At 70.7% G+C, this 16942-nt stretch carries 18 protein-coding genes; 5 read left to right on the top strand and 13 right to left on the bottom strand.

Annotated elements, in window-relative coordinates:
• The first annotated feature begins 25 nt into the window (after positions 1–25).
• Positions 26–910, top strand: coding sequence for a 4-hydroxy-tetrahydrodipicolinate synthase (gene dapA, locus DSC45_RS11440; protein ID WP_119289968.1), 885 nt, complete (start codon positions 26–28; stop codon positions 908–910).
• Between the two features lie 403 nt (positions 911–1313).
• Here dapA and dapD read toward each other — a convergent pair whose 3' ends face one another.
• From dapD to DSC45_RS11425, 3 genes are all read right to left on the bottom strand, one after another.
• The gene (dapD, locus tag DSC45_RS11435; protein ID WP_119289727.1) at positions 1314–2303 is read right to left on the bottom strand and encodes a 2,3,4,5-tetrahydropyridine-2,6-dicarboxylate N-succinyltransferase; all 990 of its coding nucleotides are present in this window, start codon (positions 2301–2303) and stop codon (positions 1314–1316) included.
• Positions 2304–2367: 64 nt separating this feature from the next.
• Positions 2368–2907, bottom strand: coding sequence for a TetR/AcrR family transcriptional regulator (locus DSC45_RS11430; protein ID WP_119289726.1), 540 nt, complete (start codon positions 2905–2907; stop codon positions 2368–2370).
• Positions 2907–3227, bottom strand: a complete 321-nt coding sequence (locus tag DSC45_RS11425) for a DMT family transporter (RefSeq protein WP_119289724.1) — start codon at positions 3225–3227, stop codon at positions 2907–2909. Before DSC45_RS11425 ends, DSC45_RS11430 begins: the two co-directional genes overlap by 1 nt.
• 187 nt (positions 3228–3414) lie before the next feature.
• Between DSC45_RS11425 and DSC45_RS11420 the strand changes: the two genes are divergently transcribed.
• Positions 3415–4443, top strand: a complete 1029-nt coding sequence (locus DSC45_RS11420; protein ID WP_119289722.1) for a DUF7847 domain-containing protein — start codon at positions 3415–3417, stop codon at positions 4441–4443.
• Here the strand turns inward: DSC45_RS11420 and DSC45_RS11415 are convergent.
• The 9 genes from DSC45_RS11415 to DSC45_RS11375 all read right to left on the bottom strand — a co-directional run bounded on the left by DSC45_RS11415 (position 4374) and on the right by DSC45_RS11375 (position 12773).
• Positions 4374–6017, bottom strand: coding sequence for a carboxylesterase/lipase family protein (locus DSC45_RS11415; RefSeq protein ID WP_119289720.1), 1644 nt, complete (start codon positions 6015–6017; stop codon positions 4374–4376). The genes DSC45_RS11420 and DSC45_RS11415 overlap by 70 nt on opposite strands.
• A gap of 148 nt (positions 6018–6165) precedes the next feature.
• Positions 6166–6501 carry a metal-sulfur cluster assembly factor gene (locus DSC45_RS11410; RefSeq protein ID WP_119289718.1) on the bottom strand — a complete coding sequence of 112 codons (336 nt, stop codon included), beginning with the start codon at positions 6499–6501 and terminating at the stop codon, positions 6166–6168.
• Entirely contained in the window at positions 6498–6971 is a 474-nt protein-coding gene (sufU, locus tag DSC45_RS11405) for a Fe-S cluster assembly sulfur transfer protein SufU (protein WP_119289716.1), read from the bottom strand. The genes DSC45_RS11410 and sufU overlap by 4 nt, the downstream gene beginning before the upstream one ends.
• Before the next feature lie 16 nt (positions 6972–6987).
• Positions 6988–8256: a cysteine desulfurase gene (locus DSC45_RS11400; protein WP_119289714.1), complete on the bottom strand. Its 1269-nt coding sequence runs from the start codon at positions 8254–8256 to the stop codon at positions 6988–6990.
• Positions 8253–9017 carry a Fe-S cluster assembly ATPase SufC gene (sufC, locus tag DSC45_RS11395; protein ID WP_119289712.1) on the bottom strand — a complete coding sequence of 255 codons (765 nt, stop codon included), beginning with the start codon at positions 9015–9017 and terminating at the stop codon, positions 8253–8255. Before sufC ends, DSC45_RS11400 begins: the two co-directional genes overlap by 4 nt.
• A gap of 8 nt (positions 9018–9025) precedes the next feature.
• Complete coding sequence (locus DSC45_RS11390; protein WP_119289711.1) at positions 9026–9343, bottom strand: non-heme iron oxygenase ferredoxin subunit; 318 nt, start codon at positions 9341–9343, stop codon at positions 9026–9028.
• Positions 9343–10521: a Fe-S cluster assembly protein SufD gene (gene sufD / locus DSC45_RS11385; RefSeq protein WP_119289709.1), complete on the bottom strand. Its 1179-nt coding sequence runs from the start codon at positions 10519–10521 to the stop codon at positions 9343–9345. The genes DSC45_RS11390 and sufD overlap by 1 nt, the downstream gene beginning before the upstream one ends.
• A gap of 60 nt (positions 10522–10581) precedes the next feature.
• On the bottom strand, positions 10582–12006 hold the full coding sequence (gene sufB / locus DSC45_RS11380) for a Fe-S cluster assembly protein SufB (RefSeq protein ID WP_119289707.1): 1425 nt from the start codon (positions 12004–12006) through the stop codon (positions 10582–10584).
• Positions 12003–12773: a helix-turn-helix transcriptional regulator gene (locus tag DSC45_RS11375; RefSeq protein WP_119289705.1), complete on the bottom strand. Its 771-nt coding sequence runs from the start codon at positions 12771–12773 to the stop codon at positions 12003–12005. The genes sufB and DSC45_RS11375 overlap by 4 nt, the downstream gene beginning before the upstream one ends.
• A 168-nt stretch (positions 12774–12941) precedes the next feature.
• Here DSC45_RS11375 and DSC45_RS11370 point away from each other — a divergent pair, with 168 nt between their 5' ends.
• The 3 genes from DSC45_RS11370 to DSC45_RS11360 all read left to right on the top strand — a co-directional run bounded on the left by DSC45_RS11370 (position 12942) and on the right by DSC45_RS11360 (position 15713).
• On the top strand, positions 12942–13865 hold the full coding sequence (locus DSC45_RS11370) for an ABC transporter ATP-binding protein (protein ID WP_119289704.1): 924 nt from the start codon (positions 12942–12944) through the stop codon (positions 13863–13865).
• Positions 13862–14629 carry an ABC transporter permease gene (locus DSC45_RS11365; protein WP_119289702.1) on the top strand — a complete coding sequence of 256 codons (768 nt, stop codon included), beginning with the start codon at positions 13862–13864 and terminating at the stop codon, positions 14627–14629. Before DSC45_RS11370 ends, DSC45_RS11365 begins: the two co-directional genes overlap by 4 nt.
• A gap of 97 nt (positions 14630–14726) precedes the next feature.
• The gene (locus DSC45_RS11360) at positions 14727–15713 is read left to right on the top strand and encodes a COX15/CtaA family protein (protein WP_205571309.1); all 987 of its coding nucleotides are present in this window, start codon (positions 14727–14729) and stop codon (positions 15711–15713) included.
• Between the two features lie 33 nt (positions 15714–15746).
• Here DSC45_RS11360 and DSC45_RS11355 read toward each other — a convergent pair whose 3' ends face one another.
• On the bottom strand, positions 15747–16856 hold the full coding sequence (locus DSC45_RS11355) for an amidohydrolase (protein ID WP_119289698.1): 1110 nt from the start codon (positions 16854–16856) through the stop codon (positions 15747–15749).
• Positions 16857–16942 lie beyond the last annotated feature (86 nt).

Here is a 16942-nt window from a genome sequence, read left to right as displayed (position 1 = left end):
GAACCGGAAGACCGACACTGTCGACATGAACCCACCCTTCGGCCGCGCCCTCTGCGCGATGATCACGCCCTTCACCGAGACACTGGACCTGGATACGGACGGCGCGCAACAGCTCGCCATGCGGCTCGTGGACCAGGGCTGCGACGGCCTGGTCCTGTCCGGCACCACCGGCGAGTCGGCCACTCTGAACGACAGCGAGAGGTCCACGCTCGTCCGCGCGGTGTCCGAGGCCGTGGGCGAACGGGCCACCGTGGTCGCCGGAATCGGCAGCGCGGACACGGCGCACACCGTCGAGCAGGCGCGGACGGCCGAGCAGGCGGGCGCGGACGGGCTGCTCGTCGTCACGCCGTACTACACACGTCCGCCGCAGGACGCGGTCGCCGCGCACTTCACGGACGTCGCGGACGCGACGGGCCTGCCGGTGCTGCTCTACGACATCCCGCGCCGCACCGGAACCCGCATCGAGCCGGACACCTTGCTGCGCCTGGCGGAACACCCGCGCATCGTCGGCGTGAAGGACTGCGCCTACGACCTGTTCGGCACCCAGCGAGTGATGGCCGGCAGCGACCTGGCGTACTACCCGGGCTGCGAGGAGTACATCCTGCCGCTGTACGCACTCGGCGGTGCCGGCTTCATCAGCACGGTCGCGAACGCCGCACCGGCCCGGCTCCGTGCCGTCCTGGACGCCTTCGACGCCGGCGACACCGCACACGCGGCGCTCCTGCAGCGTCGCGCCCTGCCCCTGATCCACCTGATGATGTCCGCGGGCCTACCCGGCACCGTCACCGCAAAGGCGCTCCTCGACGCCCTCGGCCTCCCCGCAGGTCCACCCCGCCCACCCCTGCGCCCGGCCTCGCCGGACCGCACCCACGAACTCGTCGCCGCCCACCAGCAGTTGACCACCGCCTGACCCGACCCGCTGTGCGCCGCAGCGACGGACAGGCACACTCTGGGCATGTGGACGCGCGTACTGACGGTCTCGGCCTCGCTGGTGCCCTGCGCCGTAGTGGGCGGAGCAGCAGGGGCCTGGATTCTCGGCGACTCCTGGAGCGAGGGAGCCGTGAGGGGGGTTGTGCCCGCGCTGGCGGCCTGGGCCGGGATGGGGATCCGAGCCGGAGCACGCCGCGGCCGGACTGCGCAACTCGGCACCCGGGGACAGGCGGCACGGCAGGCCCCACGCACGCCCGAGCGCCCTGCCGGGCCTGGACCGCGGAAGAGCGCTCATCGGTGACCGGCCCGTCCAACTGCCGCCGTTCCAGCGGCAGTTCGAGGTCCCGGTCGAGCAGGCGGCCGCACCTCGCGGCCGCCAGTGATCAGTTGTTGCTGTGCAGGACGTCGTTCAGGCCGCCCCAGACCGCGTTGTTCGGGCGGGCCTCGACGGCGCCGGTGACCGAGTTGCGGCGGAAGAGGATGTTGTCGGCTCCGGAGAGTTCGCGGGCCTTGACGATCTCGCCGTCGGGCATCGTGATCCGGGTGCCGGCCGTGACGTAGAGGCCGGCCTCGACCACGCACTCGTCGCCGAGCGCGATGCCGATGCCCGCCTCGGCGCCGATCAGGCAGCGCTCGCCGATCACGATGCGCTCCTTGCCACCGCCGGAGAGGGTGCCCATGGTGGAGGCGCCGCCACCGATGTCCGAGCCGTCGCCGATGACGACGCCCGCGGAGATCCGGCCCTCGACCATGGAGGTGCCGAGCGTGCCCGCGTTGAAGTTCACGAAGCCCTCGTGCATCACCGTGGTGCCCTCGGCGAGGTGCGCACCGAGCCGGACACGGTCGGCGTCGGCGATACGGACGCCCTTCGGCGCCACGTAGTCCGTCATCCGCGGGAACTTGTCGACGCTGGTGACCGACAGGTGCAGTCCGGCGGCGCGGGCGTTCAGGCGGACCGTCTCGAGCTGGTCGACGGCCACGGGGCCGAGCGAGGTCCAGGCGACGTTGGGCAGGAAGGCGAACTGGCCGTCCAGGTTCACGCCGTGCGGCTTCACCAGGCGGTGCGAGAGCAGGTGCAGACGCAGGTACACGTCGTGCGCGTCCAGCGGCTTGTCGTCCAGCGAGCCGATGACCGTACGGACCGCGATGATGCGGACGCCGCGCAGCTCGTCCTCGCGCAGGGCCTTGGCCGCGCCCGCGCCGAGCAGTTCGGCCGCGCGCTCGGCGGTCAGCTGCTCCGTGCCCGCCGGGCCGGGGGCCTCGGAGAGCTCGGGGGCGGGGAACCAGGTGTCGAGGACGGTGCCGTCGGCGGCGACGGTGGCGAGCCCGGCAGCGGCGGCGCCGGTGGTGCGTGTAGCAGTCGTGTCGGTCATGAGCGCCAACCTAACCGGCCCGCACCGGCCGAGGCGAACCGGTCTCACCGTCCGGGCGGCCCGCTCAGCCCCGCAGCACCCGCCCGTACATCTCCCGCGCGTACGCCTCGTCGAAGTCGCTGCCGGTGAGCAGGACCTGCAGGCAGATGCCGTCGACGAGGGCGACCAGGGCGCAGGCCGTGACGGCGTCGGTGCGCTGGGCGAGCAGGTCGGAGAGTTCCGTGCACCACTCGGCGGCGACGGGGCGCAGCGCGGGCCGGCGCAGCGCGGCCAGGTAGAGCTCGTACTCCAGCTCCGTGCTCGCGCGCTCGCCACCGAGCCATTCGGCCGTCACGAGGGCCAGCTCCTCGGCGAGGTCGCGGCGGGGGTCCTCGAAGGCGCCCTGACTCCTGACCGCCTTGGCGAAGCCCTCGTTGGTCTGCCGGAGCGCGGCCACCATCAGATCGTCGAGATCCTTGAAGTGGTACGTGGTGGAGCCGAGCGGCACGTCCGCCTCGGCGGCGACGGAGCGGTGGGTGAGCCCCGCGATGCCCGCGCGGCCGACCACCCGGATCGCCGCGTCGATGATCCGCTGCCGCCGCTCCGGGTCGTAGCGCCTGGCCATCAGTGCGCACCGCCCAGGTTCAGCAGGACGACGCCGCCGATGACCAGGGCGATCCCGGCGAGCTTGGCGGCGTTCGCGCTCTCGCCGAGGAAGATCACGCCGATCACGGCGACCGCGGCGGTGCCGACGCCGGCCCAGATCGCGTAGGCGGTGCCGACCTGCATGGACTTCAGGGCGTGCGCGAGCATCGTGAACGCCAGGACGTATCCCGCGACCGTGCCGAGCGAGGGCCACAGCCTGGTGAAGCCTTCGCTGTACTTCATCGCCGTAGTGCCGGCGACCTCCGCCGCGATGGCCGCGGCCAGCAGTCCGTATGGCATACGTACGAGAGTACACATCGTTGCGTACACCTGTACACAACGATGCACGGATCGGCCGCACCCGTGCCAGGACCGGCCCACCGGCAGCCGAACGCGTGGCCTAATATGACCCGCCATGTCGCACAACTCAGGGTGGGGACCCCAGAATCACTACGGACCTCCTGGTCCGTACGGACCGTTCTGGGGGATGACTCCACCCCCGCCGCCTCCGCCGAAGCCCGGTGTCATACCGCTCGCACCACTCGGCATCAACCACATCTACGGCGGCGCCTTCGCCACCCTGCGCCGGTACGCCGGACCGCTGTTCGGCGTGACCGCCGTCGCCTACGCCGCGCTGATCGCCCTCGGCATCGGCCTGCTGGCCCTCGTGTACGCGTTCCTGGGCGACGATCTGCGCCGGTCGCTCAGCGATCTGCTGGAGTCGGGAGACGCGCCCTCGTGGGCCGAGGTACGAACCGGCCTCGGCACCCTGGCCGTGACCTGGGGCGTGACCATGCTCGCCTCGTTGATCGTCAACTCCTTCGTCATGGCGGCAAGCCCGACGGTCGTCGAGCACGCCGTGGTCGGGCGGCGGACGACGTTCGGCGCGGTCTGGCGGAAGGCCTGGCGGCGCACTCCTGCCGTGCTCGGCGTGACGTTCCTGATGTACCTGATGATGCTGGCCGTGATCGTGGTGTTCGCGCTGCTGATGGTCGGCATGGTCCTGTCCGTGGCCTCGCTCGGCGAGAGCACCTTCCCGGTCGGGCTGCTGTTCCTGCTCCTGCTCGTCCTGGTGCCGCTGGCGGTCTGGCTGATGGTGCTGGTCAGTCTCGCTCCGGCCGCGGCCGTACTGGAATCCGCAGGTCCGCTGCGCGCGATCCGGCGTTCCGCCCATCTGATCCGCGGCGCCTGGTGGCGGACGTTCGGCATCCTGCTGCTCACCATGGCGATGGCCGCCATCGCCATGTACGCGATGCAGCTGCCGCTGATGCTCGCAGGACCCGACCCGGTGGCGTACCAACCGGACGCGAGCACCCAGCCCGACGTCTCCGAGATCTACGCCCGGATGGTGCCGGACCTCGGCATCGCCTTCGTCGTCGTGCTGCTGGTCAGCTGGGTGGTGCAGTTGGTCGCTGCCGCCTTCGTCCAGCTGGTGACCACACTGCTCTACGTGGACCGGCGCATCCGCACGGAGGGCCTCGCCGACGCGCTGGCCGAGTCGGCGGCGCCGCGCTGAGGCCTGCCGGAGCGCGGCGGCCCACCGGCCGAGGCGCTCACCGGACTCCCCCACGCTCCCAGCTCCCGGTCGCGCAGGCCGTGAACCACCTCGGGTCCGTCACCGCCGAAGACCCGGACCGGATGCGAGGAGTCCCAGGCCGGCCAGCCCGGATCGCCCGAGGCGGCGAACCGGACCCACGCACCGTGCAGCGTGTCGGCCAGGGCCTGGGGGGCGCCCGGCCCGGTCAGCATCTCGGCCTCCGGGGCGCCCAACGTGTCGAAGACAAAGCCCAGTTCGAGGGCGTGACAGGCGCCGAGTCCGGCGATTCCGGACGGCCAGGCGAACTCGTAGACATGGGCGGGGGTCCGGCCGATCCGGGCGTCCGCGAGGGCGCGCAGCGGGCGGCGCAGCAGATGGTCGGTGACCAGCCCGCCGATGCGGTCGCCGGTCGGGACCGCGGGCAGGGCCTCCCGATAGCCGCGCGGCACGCGGGGACCTACGCCGCAGCGCAGCGCCACGGCCACATCGGCGAGCGGTCCGAGCCGGCCGATGCGGTCCCCGAGTCCGGTCGGCGAGAGCCAGAGGCGGTGCTCGTCACCGGTCCACCCCAGGAGCAGGTCCACGTCCCTCGCCGTCGAGCCGTCGAGCAGTGCGTCCAGCGGGTCGCGCGGCACCACGTCGCCGTCGACGACGATCCCGAACCGTGGTCCGCCGAGCAGCGGGCTCCCGTACTTCCCGGCCCGTCCCTGGGCCGCGAGCAGCCGCGCGCGATCCACCGCGGCGAAGGCCCGTGCGATGGCCGGCACACCGAGCTGCCCGGCCATCCGTCGCACCATCCGGCGGGACGCGTCCCACGGCACGGCCTCCGGCGCGCCGCTCCCCAGCACGGCACGGCGGAAAAGCCCGCGGGAGGCAGGACTGCCGAGGAGCGCGCCGATACTGATGGCGCCCGCGGACTCCCCGAAGACGGTCACGGCGGCCGGATCCCCGCCGAAGGACGCGATGTTCTCCTGCACCCAGGTCAGCGCGGCCAGCTGGTCGCGCAGGCCCGCGTTGGCCGGCGCGTCCGGGAAGAGGCCGTAACCCTCCACGCCCAGGCGGTAGTTGAGCGACACCAGGACCACGCCGTCGCGGGCGAAGGCGGCACCGTCGTACACGGGGACCGCCGACGAACCCCGGGTGAGGGCGCCACCGTGGATCCACACCATGACCGGCAGCCGCGCCGCCGGGGACGGGTCGGGGGTCCAGACGTTGACGGTGAGCCAGTCGTCGCCCGGAATCGCCGGGTCGCTGAGCAGTTCGGCGAAGGCCGGCGCGTACGGCAGCTTGGGCGGGGTCGGCCCGAACGACCCCGCGTCCCGGACGCCGTCCCAGGGCTCGACCGGCTCCGGGGGCCGAAAGCGCAGGGCACCGAGCGGCGGCCGGGCGTACGGGATCCCGCGGAAAACGGCGATCCGCGCCTCGGCCGGACTCCCCGCCCGCCCCTGGGCCGTCTCGTGGCGGCCGCGCACCGCGCCCGATCGCGTCCTGACCACGGGTCCCTCGATCGGGTCGCGGTGCCCGCCAGTGTGTTCGCCCCGTTCGAGCCTCATGGGCCCTTTCTACCGGGCGTCGCATCCGGTGTCGCGTGCAAGGGCGAACCGCACGCGGACCGGGAAACACGTCGGGCCCTGCACCGGCATCGGTGCAGGGCCCCATGCGGTCACCCCTGGGGGCGACCGCATCGCGGACTTGTCCGTCTCAGACGTTGAACCCGAGCGCGCGCAGCTGCTCGCGCCCGTCGTCGGTGATCTTGTCGGGGCCCCACGGCGGCATCCAGACCCAGTTGATCCGGAGCTCGTTGACGATGCCGTCGGTGGCGGACTTCGCCTGGTCCTCGATGACGTCGGTCAGCGGACAGGCCGCGGACGTGAGCGTCATGTCGATCGTGGCGATGTTGGCCTCGTCCACGTGCACGCCGTAGATCAGGCCCAGATTGACGACGTCGATACCCAGCTCGGGGTCGACGACGTCGAGGAGGGCCTCACGGACCTCTTCCTCGGAAGCGGGTTTCAGCGTCGCGGTCTCGTCGCTCATGCGGTGTTCCTCACAGCGTTGTCACGGCCCTCGCCGAGGGCCTGGGCCGTCGCGTCCTTCCACGCCATCCAGCTCAGCAGGGCACACTTCACTCGGGCCGGGTACTTGGAGACCCCGGCGAACGCGACCGCGTCCTCCAGTGTCTCCTCCATGGCGTCGTCCGGCTCGATCTTGCCCTTCGACTGCATCAGTTCCAGGAACACGTCCTGGATCCGACGGGCCTCGTCCAGCTCCTTGCCGACGAGCAACTCGTTGAGCACCGAGGCGCTGGCCTGGCTGATCGAGCAGCCCTGGCCCTCGTAACTGACGTCCTCGATGCGCGAGCCGTCGTACTTCACCCGCAGCGTGATCTCGTCGCCGCACGTCGGGTTGACGTGGTGCACCTCGGCGTCGCCGTCGCGAAGACCGCGCCCGTGCGGGTGCTTGTAGTGGTCCAGGATCACGTCCTGGTACATGGAGTCCAGCTTCACCTGTCAGCCCAGTCCCTCAGCCGAAAAAGTTCCGTACGTGCTCCAGGCCGTCGACCAGGGCATCGACCTCGGCCGGCGTGGAGTACAGATAGAACGACGCTCGCGTGGTCGCAGGAATTCCGTACCGCAGGCAGACGGGCCGTGCGCAGTGGTGTCCGACCCGGACGGCGATGCCCTGCTCGTCGAGCACCTGGCCCACGTCGTGCGGGTGGATGTCGCCGAGCGTGAAGGAGATCGCCGCGCCGCGGTCCTCGGCCGTGACAGGGCCGATGATCTTCAGATCGGGGACCTCGAGCAGCCGCTTCACCGCGTACTCGGTGAGCGCGTGCTCGTGCTGCGCGATCCGCTCCATGCCGATCGAGTTCAGATAGTCCACGGCCGCGCCGAGCCCGATGGCTCCCGCGATCGGGGGCGTACCAGCCTCGAACTTGTGCGGCGCGGGCGCGTAGGTCGACGAGTTCATCGACACGGTCTCGATCATCTCGCCGCCGCCGAGGAACGGCGGCAGGTCCTCGAGCAGCTCCTGGCGTCCCCACAGCACGCCGATGCCGGTGGGACCGCACATCTTGTGGCCGGTGAAGGCCACGAAGTCGGCCTGCAGCGCCTGCACGTCGAGCGGCATGTGCGGCGCGGCCTGCGAGGCGTCGATGCACACCAGGGCGCCGACCTCCTGGGCGCGGCGCACGATGGCCTCGACCGGGTTGTGGGTGCCCAGGATGTTCGAGACGAGCACGAAGGAGACGATCTTCGTCTTCTCCGTGATGACCTCGTTCAGGTTGGACAGGTCGAGACGGCCGTCGTCGGTGAGGCCGAACCACTTCAGCTTCGCGCCGGTGCGCTGCGAGAGCAGCTGCCACGGGACGATGTTGGAGTGGTGCTCCATCTCCGTGATGACGATCTCGGTCTCGTGGTCGACCCGGTAGGGCTCGTCGGCCCAACCGAGCATGTTGGCCACGAGGTTGAGCGACTCCGAGGCGTTCTTGGTGAAGATCACCTCGTCGCGGCTCGGCGCGTTGATGAACTCCGCGACCTTGTCACGTGAGCCCTCGTAGAGCGCCGTGGCCTCCTCGGCGAGGACGTGGACACCGCGATGCACGTTGGCGTTGTGCTGCTCGTAGTACTCGGTGATGACATCGAGCACCTGGCGCGGCGACTGGGACGTCGCCGCGTTGTCCAGGTAGACGAGCTTCTTGCCGTCGTGGATCTCCCGGTCGAGGATCGGGAAGTCCTTGCGGATCGCCTCGGTGTCGAGGAGGCCGGAGAGCCCCTGGTGGGCCACAGTCACGCGGATACGCCACCCTTCGTGTACTTCTCGTAGCCCTCGGCCTCGAGCTCGTCGGCCAGTTCGGCGCCGCCGGACTCGACGATCTTGCCCGCCGAGAAGACGTGCACGAAGTCGGGCTTGATGTAGCGCAGGATGCGCGTGTAGTGCGTGATCAGGAGCGTGCCGACCTCGCCGCTCTCGCGGACGCGGTTGACGCCCTCGGAGACGGTGCGCAGGGCGTCCACGTCCAGGCCGGAGTCGGTCTCGTCGAGGACCGCGATCTTCGGCTTGAGCAGTTCGAGCTGAAGGATCTCGTGGCGCTTCTTCTCACCGCCGGAGAAGCCCTCGTTGACGTTGCGCTCGGCGAAGGCCGGGTCCATGTTGAGCCGCTCCATGGTCTCCCTGACCTCCTTCACCCAGGTACGCAGCTTGGGCGCCTCGCCGCGGATCGCGGTGGCCGAGGTACGCAGGAAGTTGGAGACGGAGACGCCGGGGACCTCCACCGGGTACTGCATGGCGAGGAAGAGGCCCGCGCGTGCGCGCTCGTCGACGGTCATCTCGAGGACGTCCTCGCCGTCGAGGGTGACGGTGCCGCCGGTGATCGTGTACTTGGGGTGACCCGCGAGGGAGTAGGCGAGCGTCGACTTGCCGGAGCCGTTCGGGCCCATGATGGCGTGGGTCTCGCCCTGCTTCACGGTCAGGTCGACGCCCTTGAGGATCTCCTTCGTGGCGTTGTCGGCCTCGACGGTGACGTGCAGGTCGTGGATTTCAAGCGTTGCCATGGGTTGCCTCAGGACTCCTGGGAGAGGGAGACGAGCACGTCGTCCCCTTCGATCTTTACGGGGTATACGGGGACGGGGCGCGTCGCGGGAAGGCCGGACGGCTTGCCGGTGCGGAGGTCGAAGCTGGAGCCGTGCAGCCAGCACTCGATCTGGCAGTCCTCCACCTCGCCCTCGGAGAGGGAGACGTTCGCGTGCGAACAGATGTCGTTGATCGCGAACACCTCGCCCTCGGTACGGACGACCGAGACCGGTGTGCCGTCGAGTTCCACCCGCTTCGGGGTGTCGTCCTCGAGGTCACCGAGTCCACAGGCGCGTACGAATGCCATCAGACGGACGCCTCCAGCTCATCCTCGATCTTGCCGATCAGGCGCTCCTCGATGTCCGGGACACCGATCTGCTGGACGAGCTCGGCGAAGAAGCCGCGCACGACGAGCCGGCGGGCGTCCTGCTCGGGGATGCCACGGGCCATCAGGTAGAAGAGCTGCTCGTCGTCGAACCGGCCGGTGGCGCTGGCGTGGCCCGCGCCGACGATCTCGCCGGTCTCGATCTCGAGGTTCGGCACCGAGTCGACCCGGGCACCGTCGGTGAGAACCAGGTTCCGGTTCATCTCGTAGGTGTCGGTGCCCTCGGCCGCGGCCTCGATGAGGACGTCACCGATCCATACGGCGTGCGCGTCCTCGCCCTGCAGCGCGCCCTTGTAGACGACGTTGGACTTGCAGTGCGGGACGTTGTGGTCGACCAGGAGGCGGTGCTCCTGGTGCTGGCCGGAGTCCGTGAAGTACAGGCCGAAGAGCTCGGCCTCGCCGCCGGGGCCGGCGTACTGCACGCGCGGGTGCAGGCGGACCACGTCGCCGCCGAAGGTCACGACGACCGACTTGAAGGAGGCGTCGCGGCCGAGCAGGGCGTTGTGCTGGGAGACGTGCACGGCAGTGTCGTCCCAGTCCTGCACAGAGACCACGGTGAGCTTGGCGCCGTCGCCGACCAGGAAGTCGACGTTGGCGGCGCGGACGGCGTCACCGGTGTGGTCGATGATGATGACGGCCTCGGCGAAGGCGCCGACGTCGAAGACGGTGTGGCCGTAGGTGGTGCCGCCCTCGCCGTGCAGGGTGACCCGCACCGGCTCGGTGAGCACCTGCTCCTTGGGCACCGAGACGACCGTGGCCTTCTCGAAGGCCGAGTACGCCTGGGCGGCGACCCGGTCGACGGGGGTGCCGGCCTTGCCGACGCGCTCGTCGTCACGGCCGACCGCGTCGACGGTCACGCCGTCGGGTGCGGCGATGTCGACCTTCAGCGTGCCGTCGCCCTTCGCCGTGCCGTCGTGCAGGCCCTTGAGCCGCTCGAGCGGGGTGAAGCGCCACTCCTCCTCCCGGCCGTGCGGGACCGGGAAGTCGGCGACGTCGAAGGACGGGGGCGCGCTCATGCGCGTGGCGACGGTGGACTCGGCGGCCACCGCCACCGCGCCGGCGGTGGTGGAGCCCACCGAGAGATTCTGAGCCTCAGCCATGGCTGTCGTAGTGCTCGCTTTCTTGTACCGAAGTGGCTTGCTGCGAAGGGTGGCCGACGGTCAGCCGACGGCGCCTTCCATCTGCAGCTCGATCAGCCGGTTGAGCTCGAGGGCGTACTCCATGGGCAGTTCCTTGGCGATCGGCTCGACGAAGCCGCGCACGATCATCGCCATCGCCTCGAACTCGGTCATGCCACGGCTCATCAGGTAGAAGAGCTGGTCCTCGGAGACCTTCGAGACGGTCGCCTCGTGCCCCATCGACACATCGTCCTCGCGGACGTCCACGTAGGGGTACGTGTCCGAACGGGAGATGGTGTCGACCAGCAGCGCATCGCACAGCACGTTGGACTTCGCGCCGGGTGCGCCCTCGCCGATCTCGATGAGGCCGCGGTACGAGGTACGGCCGCCGCCTCGCGCCACCGACTTGGAGACGATGTTGGACGAGGTGTTCGGGGCCATGTGGACCATCTTGGCGCCGGCGTCCTGGTGCTGGCCCTCGCCCGCGAAGGCGATGGACAGGGTCTCGCCCTTGGCGTGCTCGCCCATCAGGTAGACGGCCGGGTACTTCATGGTGACCTTGGAGCCGATGTTGCCGTCGACCCATTCCATGGTCGCGCCCTCGTAGGCCACGGCGCGCTTGGTGACCAGGTTGTAGACGTTGTTCGACCAGTTCTGGATGGTCGTGTAGCGGCAGCGGGCGCCCTTCTTGACGATGATCTCGACGACCGCGGAGTGCAGCGAGTCCGACTGGTAGATCGGCGCGGTGCAGCCCTCGACGTAGTGGACGTAGGCGTCCTCGTCGACGATGATCAGCGTCCGCTCGAACTGGCCCATGTTCTCCGTGTTGATCCGGAAGTAGGCCTGCAGCGGGATGTCCACGTGCACGCCCTTCGGCACGTAGATGAAGGAGCCGCCGGACCAGACCGCGCTGTTCAGCGAGGCGAACTTGTTGTCGCCCACCGGGATCACCGTGCCGAAGTACTCCTTGAAGAGCTCCGGGTGCTCCTTGAGCGCGGTGTCGGTGTCCAGGAAGAGAACGCCCTGCTCCTCCAGGTCCTCACGGATCTGGTGGTAGACGACCTCGGACTCGTACTGGGCGGCGACGCCGGCGACCAGGCGCTGCTTCTCCGCCTCCGGGATGCCGAGCTTGTCGTAGGTGTTCTTGATGTCCTCGGGCAGGTCCTCCCAGGACTGGGCCTGCTTCTCGGTGGACCGTACGAAGTACTTGATGTTGTCGAAGTCGATGCCGGAGAGGTCGGAGCCCCAGTTCGGCATGGGCTTCTTCTCGAAGAGCTTCAGGCCCTTGAGGCGGAGCTTGGTCATCCACTCCGGCTCGTCCTTCTTGGACGAGATGTCGCGGACGACGGCCTCGCTCAGACCGCGCTTGGCAGCGGCACCAGCGACGTCGGAGTCGGCCCAGCCGTATTCGTACTTGCCCAGGCCCTCGAGCTCAGGGTGCGCCGTCTCCTCGATGGGGAGAGTCATGCGGGGTTCCTCCCGGCCGTGCTTGCAGTGGTGGTCTTGGTGTCGGGCTGTGACTCGGTACGGGGAATGAACGTGGTGCACACGCCGTCCCCGTGGGCGATGGTGGCCAGTCGCTGCACGTGGGTGCCGAGCAGCGAACCGAAGAATTCGGTCTCCGCCTCGCAGAGCTGCGGGTACTGCTCGGCCACATGAGCGACCGGGCAGTGGTGCTGACACAGCTGCTCACCCTGCTGCCGGCCCGGTGCGCTACGCGCAGTAGCAGCGTACCCGTCGGCCGAGAGTGCCTTGGCCAGGGCCATCGCACGCTCCTCGGGGGCAACGGCGTCGATGATCCGCCGGTACTCCTCGGCCTGGGCGGCGAACCTGGCGCGGGCGAAGGCGGCTACCGCGGCCTCGCCCGCCTCGCCGCCGCCCGCCGACCGGGAGATCCAGCCGATGGCCTCGGCGGCCAGCTTGTCGTAGGACTGGTCGAAGGCGTCCCGGCCGCAGTCGGTCAGGGCGAACACCTTGGCCGGGCGGCCGCGTGTGCGCGCACCGTAGACGCGCTGCTCACGGGGTTCGACCACGGCGTCGGTGACCAGTGCGTCGAGGTGCCGGCGGACTGCGGCCTGGGTGAGGCCGAGGCGCCCGGCGAGCTCGGAGACGGTGGACGGCCCGTGGTCCAGGATGGAGCGCGCGACACGGTTGCGCGTGGAGCGCTCACCGGTCCCGAGTTCGTCCTGAGGGGTGCTCCTGGGGAGCTCCCGAGCCTCGCCAACGTTTTTCACAACGCCATTGTTGCGTAATTCCTCCGGCCGCGACAACCCGCGTCTCATTCCGCTCCGGTGTCGTCGATCACTTAGGGTCACCTAATTTCCTGGCCGCCACGGGGCTACGGCAAGGGCGGCCGGGGCCGGTGTTCCAGGGCCTCGTACCGCGTACCTAGACTTCGCGGCATGCGTGAAGAGCCCGTCGTCCAGGTACGCGGCCTGGTGAAGCGGTACCGGAGCAAGACCGCCGTCGACGGCCTCGACCTCACGGCCGGGCAGGGCATCACCGCCGTGCTCGGCCCGAACGGCGCGGGTAAGACCACCACCGTCGAGGCGTGCGAGGGCTATCGCAGGCCCGACGCCGGCGCGGTGCGGGTGCTCGGCCTCGACCCGATCGCGGACGCGCCACGCCTTCGCCCGCAGATCGGCGTGATGCTGCAGTCCGGGGGCGTGTACTCCGGTGCCCGCGCGGACGAGATGCTCCGGCACATGGCCCGTCTGCACGCCCACCCGCTGGACGTCGACGCGCTCATCGACCGTCTCGGCCTCGGTTCCTGCGGCCGTACGGCCTACCGCAGGCTCTCCGGCGGACAGCAGCAGCGGCTCGCACTCGCCATGGCGGTCGTCGGCCGCCCGGCCCTGGTCTTCCTCGACGAACCGACCGCCGGTCTCGACCCGCAGGCCCGCCGGGCCACCTGGGATCTCGTACGCGATCTGCGCGCGGACGGTGTCTCGGTCATCCTCACCACGCACCACATGGACGAGGCCGAGCAGTTGGCCGACGACGTGGCCATCATCGACGCGGGCCGGGTGATCGCCCAGGGCAGCCCCGAGGAGCTGTGCCGCGGCGGCGCCGAGAACACCCTGCGCTTCAGCGGCCGGCCGGGCCTCGACGTCGCGGGCCTGCTCAAGGCGCTGCCGATGGACACCGAGGCCGCCGAGCTCACCCCGGGCTCGTACCGCGTCAGCGGCAGTATCGACCCGCAGCTGCTGGCCACCGTGACCTCCTGGTGCGCGCAGCACGGCGTGATGCCGGACCGGATCGCGGTCGAACGGCACACCCTGGAGGACGTCTTCCTGGAGCTGACCGGCAAGGAGCTGCGTTCATGAGTGCCGGAACCTACGCCCCGCGGCCCGGTGCCGCGCCCCTGGGCCGCATGATCGCGGCGCAGGCCGCCCTCGAGACGCGGATGCTGCTCCGCAACGGCGAACAGCTGCTGCTGACCGTGGTGATCCCCTCGCTCCTCCTGGTCCTCTTCTCGACCGTGGACGTGGTCGACACCGGCTCGGGCGAGCCGGTGGACTTCCTGACCCCCGGCGTCCTCGCCCTCGCCGTGCTGTCGACGGCCTTCACGGGGCAGGCCATCGCGACCGGCTTCGAGCGGCGCTACGGCGTCCTCAAGCGGCTCGGCACCTCTCCGCTGCCACGCTGGGGACTCATGGCCGCGAAGACCCTGGCCGTCCTGGTCACCGAGGTCCTGCAGGTGGCGCTCCTCACCGTGATCGCCTTCGCCCTCGGCTGGTCACCGCACGGCAGTCCGTTCGCGGTCCTGCTGCTCCTGGTCGCCGGTACCGCCGCGTTCTCCGGGCTCGGCCTGCTGATGGCGGGGACCTTGAAGGCCGAGGCGACGCTGGCCGCGGCGAATCTGGTCTTCCTGCTGCTTCTGGTCGGCGGCGGCGTCATCGTCCCGCTGGACAAGTTCCCGGACGCCGCGCAGGCGGTACTCGGGCTGCTGCCGATCGCGGCGCTGTCGGACGGCCTGCGTGCCGTACTGCAGGACGGCGCCTCGCTCCCCTGGCGGGACCTGGGCATTCTCGCCGTCTGGGCGGTGGTGGGACTCGGCGCCGCAGGGCGCTTCTTCCGCTGGGAGTGACACGGCGGCCTGCGGGCGGTCCGGCACGGTCCGTCCCGGGATGCCACCCGCGTGAATTCATGCACAAGGACCCGCTTAGCATGGGGCCGTGCCTCAGCTGACCCGTACCGACGCTGCGCAGGGCCTGCGCAATCCGCTGGCCTACATCGCCGAACGCTGGACCCCGAGCCCCGCCGTCGTGCGGCGCGCGGCGGCCGGCGCGCTGGTGATGATGGTCGTCATCGTGGTGACCGGCGGCGCGGTCCGCCTGACCGGTTCCGGGCTCGGCTGCCCGACCTGGCCCAAGTGCACCGACGAATCCCTGACAGCCACCCACGAGATGGGCCTGCACGGCGTCATCGAGTTCGGCAACCGGATGCTGACGTACGTCCTGTGTGCGGCGGTCGGCTGGGCGATCATCGCGGCCCGGTCGCAGAAGCCGTGGCGGCGCAGTCTGACCCGGCTCGGCTGGACGCAGTTCTGGCTGGTGATGGGGAACGCCATGCTCGGCGGCATCGTCGTCCTGGTCGGCCTCAACCCGTACACCGTCGCCGCCCACTTCCTCCTGTCGACCGCGCTGATCGCGGTGGCCACGGTGATGTGGCAGCGCACCCGGGAGGGCGACGGCGAGCCCCGGCCGCTGGTCGGCCACGCGATCCGCCAGCTGGTGCGGGTCATGGTCGCGGTGACCGTCCTGTTGATCATGGTGGGCACCGTGGTGACGGGTGCCGGGCCGCACGCGGGTGACTCGAGCGACGTGGCGCGGATGCCGGTCGACTGGGAGATGGTCAGCAAGGCGCACGCGGTGCTCGCCTGGATCGTCGTCACGCTGACCTTCGCGCTGTGGTTCGTACTCAAGGCGGTGGACGCTCCGCGCGGTCCGCTGCGGGCCACCCGGGATCTGTTCCTGGTGCTCCTGGCGCAGGGTGTCATCGGGTATGTCCAGTACTTCACGGACCTGCCGGAGGTTCTGGTCGGCGTCCACATGCTCGGGTCCTGCCTGGTGTGGATCGCGGTCCTGCGGGTCGCGCTGTCCTTGCGCGAGCGGCCTCGGGCGACCGCGGACGTACCGGCGCAGGCGGACCCCGCACTGACCTCGGCCTGACCCGCCCCGGGCGCGGCATTGCCGGCCGGCCCGTCAGGCGCCCGGACCCTCCGGCAGTCCGTACACCCGCCGTGCGTTCTCCGCGGCAAGCATTCGCGCCACTCTGCCGGCATCCGTGGCGGACCAGGCACCGTCGGCCACCAGAGCATCGAGCAGCCGGCCGAGGGCGCCCGCGAACGACCGGGCCGCCACCACGTGCAGCTCGGGCAGCGCCCTCGCGCCGCTGGAGAAGAGCAGCTTGCCGAACGGCGCGAGGTCGAGCAGCTCCGCGAGCAACGGCTCCGCCCGTGCCCCCGTACGGGCCAGTGCACGCCCCAAATCGGCGTGGACGTGCGGGAATTCGGCGGTCAAGCCGACCGCGGGCGCGTCCTGCGGGCCGCGCGGCAGCAGCACCAGATCCGTGCCGAGCCCTGCCGTCTCGCGGGCGAACGCGGCGGCCCGCGAGCCCGGATCGGGCCCGTCGAGCAGCAGTTGGAGAGGGCGGCCGGTGCCCACGGCGATCCAGAGCAGATGGCGCAGCAGCACCGGATCGTCGAGGCCACGGGAGGGCCCGACGACGGTTGCGCGCCGTTGGAGGCGCCGGCCCGCGGCCCGGGAGACCTCGGCCGCGTCCGGCGGCTCGGGGCCGACGGCGAGCCCGTGGCGTACGCCCGCGACGGAGGTGAAGGCGACGGCGTGGGAGGCGGCCGCGTGGACCGACTCGGCGAGGTTGGCGAGGAAGGACTCGACGGTGCCCGAGGTGGCGGCGACCTGTTCGGCGAGCAGTTCGAGCCGCACGACCTCGTGGGCCTCGGCGTCCGACGCCGAGGCCATCTCCCCCGGCCCCGTGAGGTCCCCGTCCGACCCGGTGTCGACCAGGAAGGCGCCGATGCCGCTGCCCCGCAGAAGTCTGCGTCCGGACTCGATGACGCCCAGTTCGCGGCGGCGGGCCAGATAGTGCGCCGGCGGGCAGTGCGGCTCGAGTCCGAGCAGCGGCGGACACCAGCGGCGTACGGCGAATCCGGCCCAGGTGTCGAAGAAGGTCGTGCCCGGCGCAGGCGGGCCGCCGCCCCGGCCGAGCTGGGCCTCGAAGGTCCCGAGGCCCAGTTCCGTACGGAGCACGCCGTGGCAGTACTGGTCCACCAGCTGCGGCGTCTCGATCATCCGGGCTCCCGTGGACGGTCCGTCTCCTGCGGGGGCTGTCGCAGCCCCCTACGGTCCTAACGGGTGAACACGCTCACAGGTGTTGG

The organism is Streptomyces sp. YIM 130001 (assembly GCF_003574445.1).
Classification (GTDB): Bacteria; Actinomycetota; Actinomycetes; order Streptomycetales; family Streptomycetaceae; genus Streptomyces.
This window is presented reverse-complemented; position numbering and strand designations above follow the sequence as displayed.

Bases quoted from the DNA above. Each gene is read 5' to 3' on its own strand.
- dapA (WP_119289968.1), top strand. From the start codon at position 26: ATGAACCCACCCTTCGGCCGCGCCCTCTGCGCGATGATCACGCCCTTC.
- dapD (WP_119289727.1), bottom strand. From the start codon at position 2,303: ATGACCGACACGACTGCTACACGCACCACCGGCGCCGCCGCTGCCGGG.
- DSC45_RS11430 (WP_119289726.1), bottom strand. From the start codon at position 2,907: ATGGCCAGGCGCTACGACCCGGAGCGGCGGCAGCGGATCATCGACGCG.
- DSC45_RS11425 (WP_119289724.1), bottom strand. From the start codon at position 3,227: ATGCCATACGGACTGCTGGCCGCGGCCATCGCGGCGGAGGTCGCCGGC.
- DSC45_RS11420 (WP_119289722.1), top strand. From the start codon at position 3,415: ATGACTCCACCCCCGCCGCCTCCGCCGAAGCCCGGTGTCATACCGCTC.
- DSC45_RS11415 (WP_119289720.1), bottom strand. From the start codon at position 6,017: ATGAGGCTCGAACGGGGCGAACACACTGGCGGGCACCGCGACCCGATC.
- DSC45_RS11410 (WP_119289718.1), bottom strand. From the start codon at position 6,501: ATGAGCGACGAGACCGCGACGCTGAAACCCGCTTCCGAGGAAGAGGTC.
- sufC (WP_119289712.1), bottom strand. From the start codon at position 9,017: ATGGCAACGCTTGAAATCCACGACCTGCACGTCACCGTCGAGGCCGAC.
- DSC45_RS11390 (WP_119289711.1), bottom strand. From the start codon at position 9,343: ATGGCATTCGTACGCGCCTGTGGACTCGGTGACCTCGAGGACGACACC.
- sufD (WP_119289709.1), bottom strand. From the start codon at position 10,521: ATGGCTGAGGCTCAGAATCTCTCGGTGGGCTCCACCACCGCCGGCGCG.
- sufB (WP_119289707.1), bottom strand. From the start codon at position 12,006: ATGACTCTCCCCATCGAGGAGACGGCGCACCCTGAGCTCGAGGGCCTG.
- DSC45_RS11370 (WP_119289704.1), top strand. From the start codon at position 12,942: ATGCGTGAAGAGCCCGTCGTCCAGGTACGCGGCCTGGTGAAGCGGTAC.
- DSC45_RS11365 (WP_119289702.1), top strand. From the start codon at position 13,862: ATGAGTGCCGGAACCTACGCCCCGCGGCCCGGTGCCGCGCCCCTGGGC.
- DSC45_RS11355 (WP_119289698.1), bottom strand. From the start codon at position 16,856: ATGATCGAGACGCCGCAGCTGGTGGACCAGTACTGCCACGGCGTGCTC.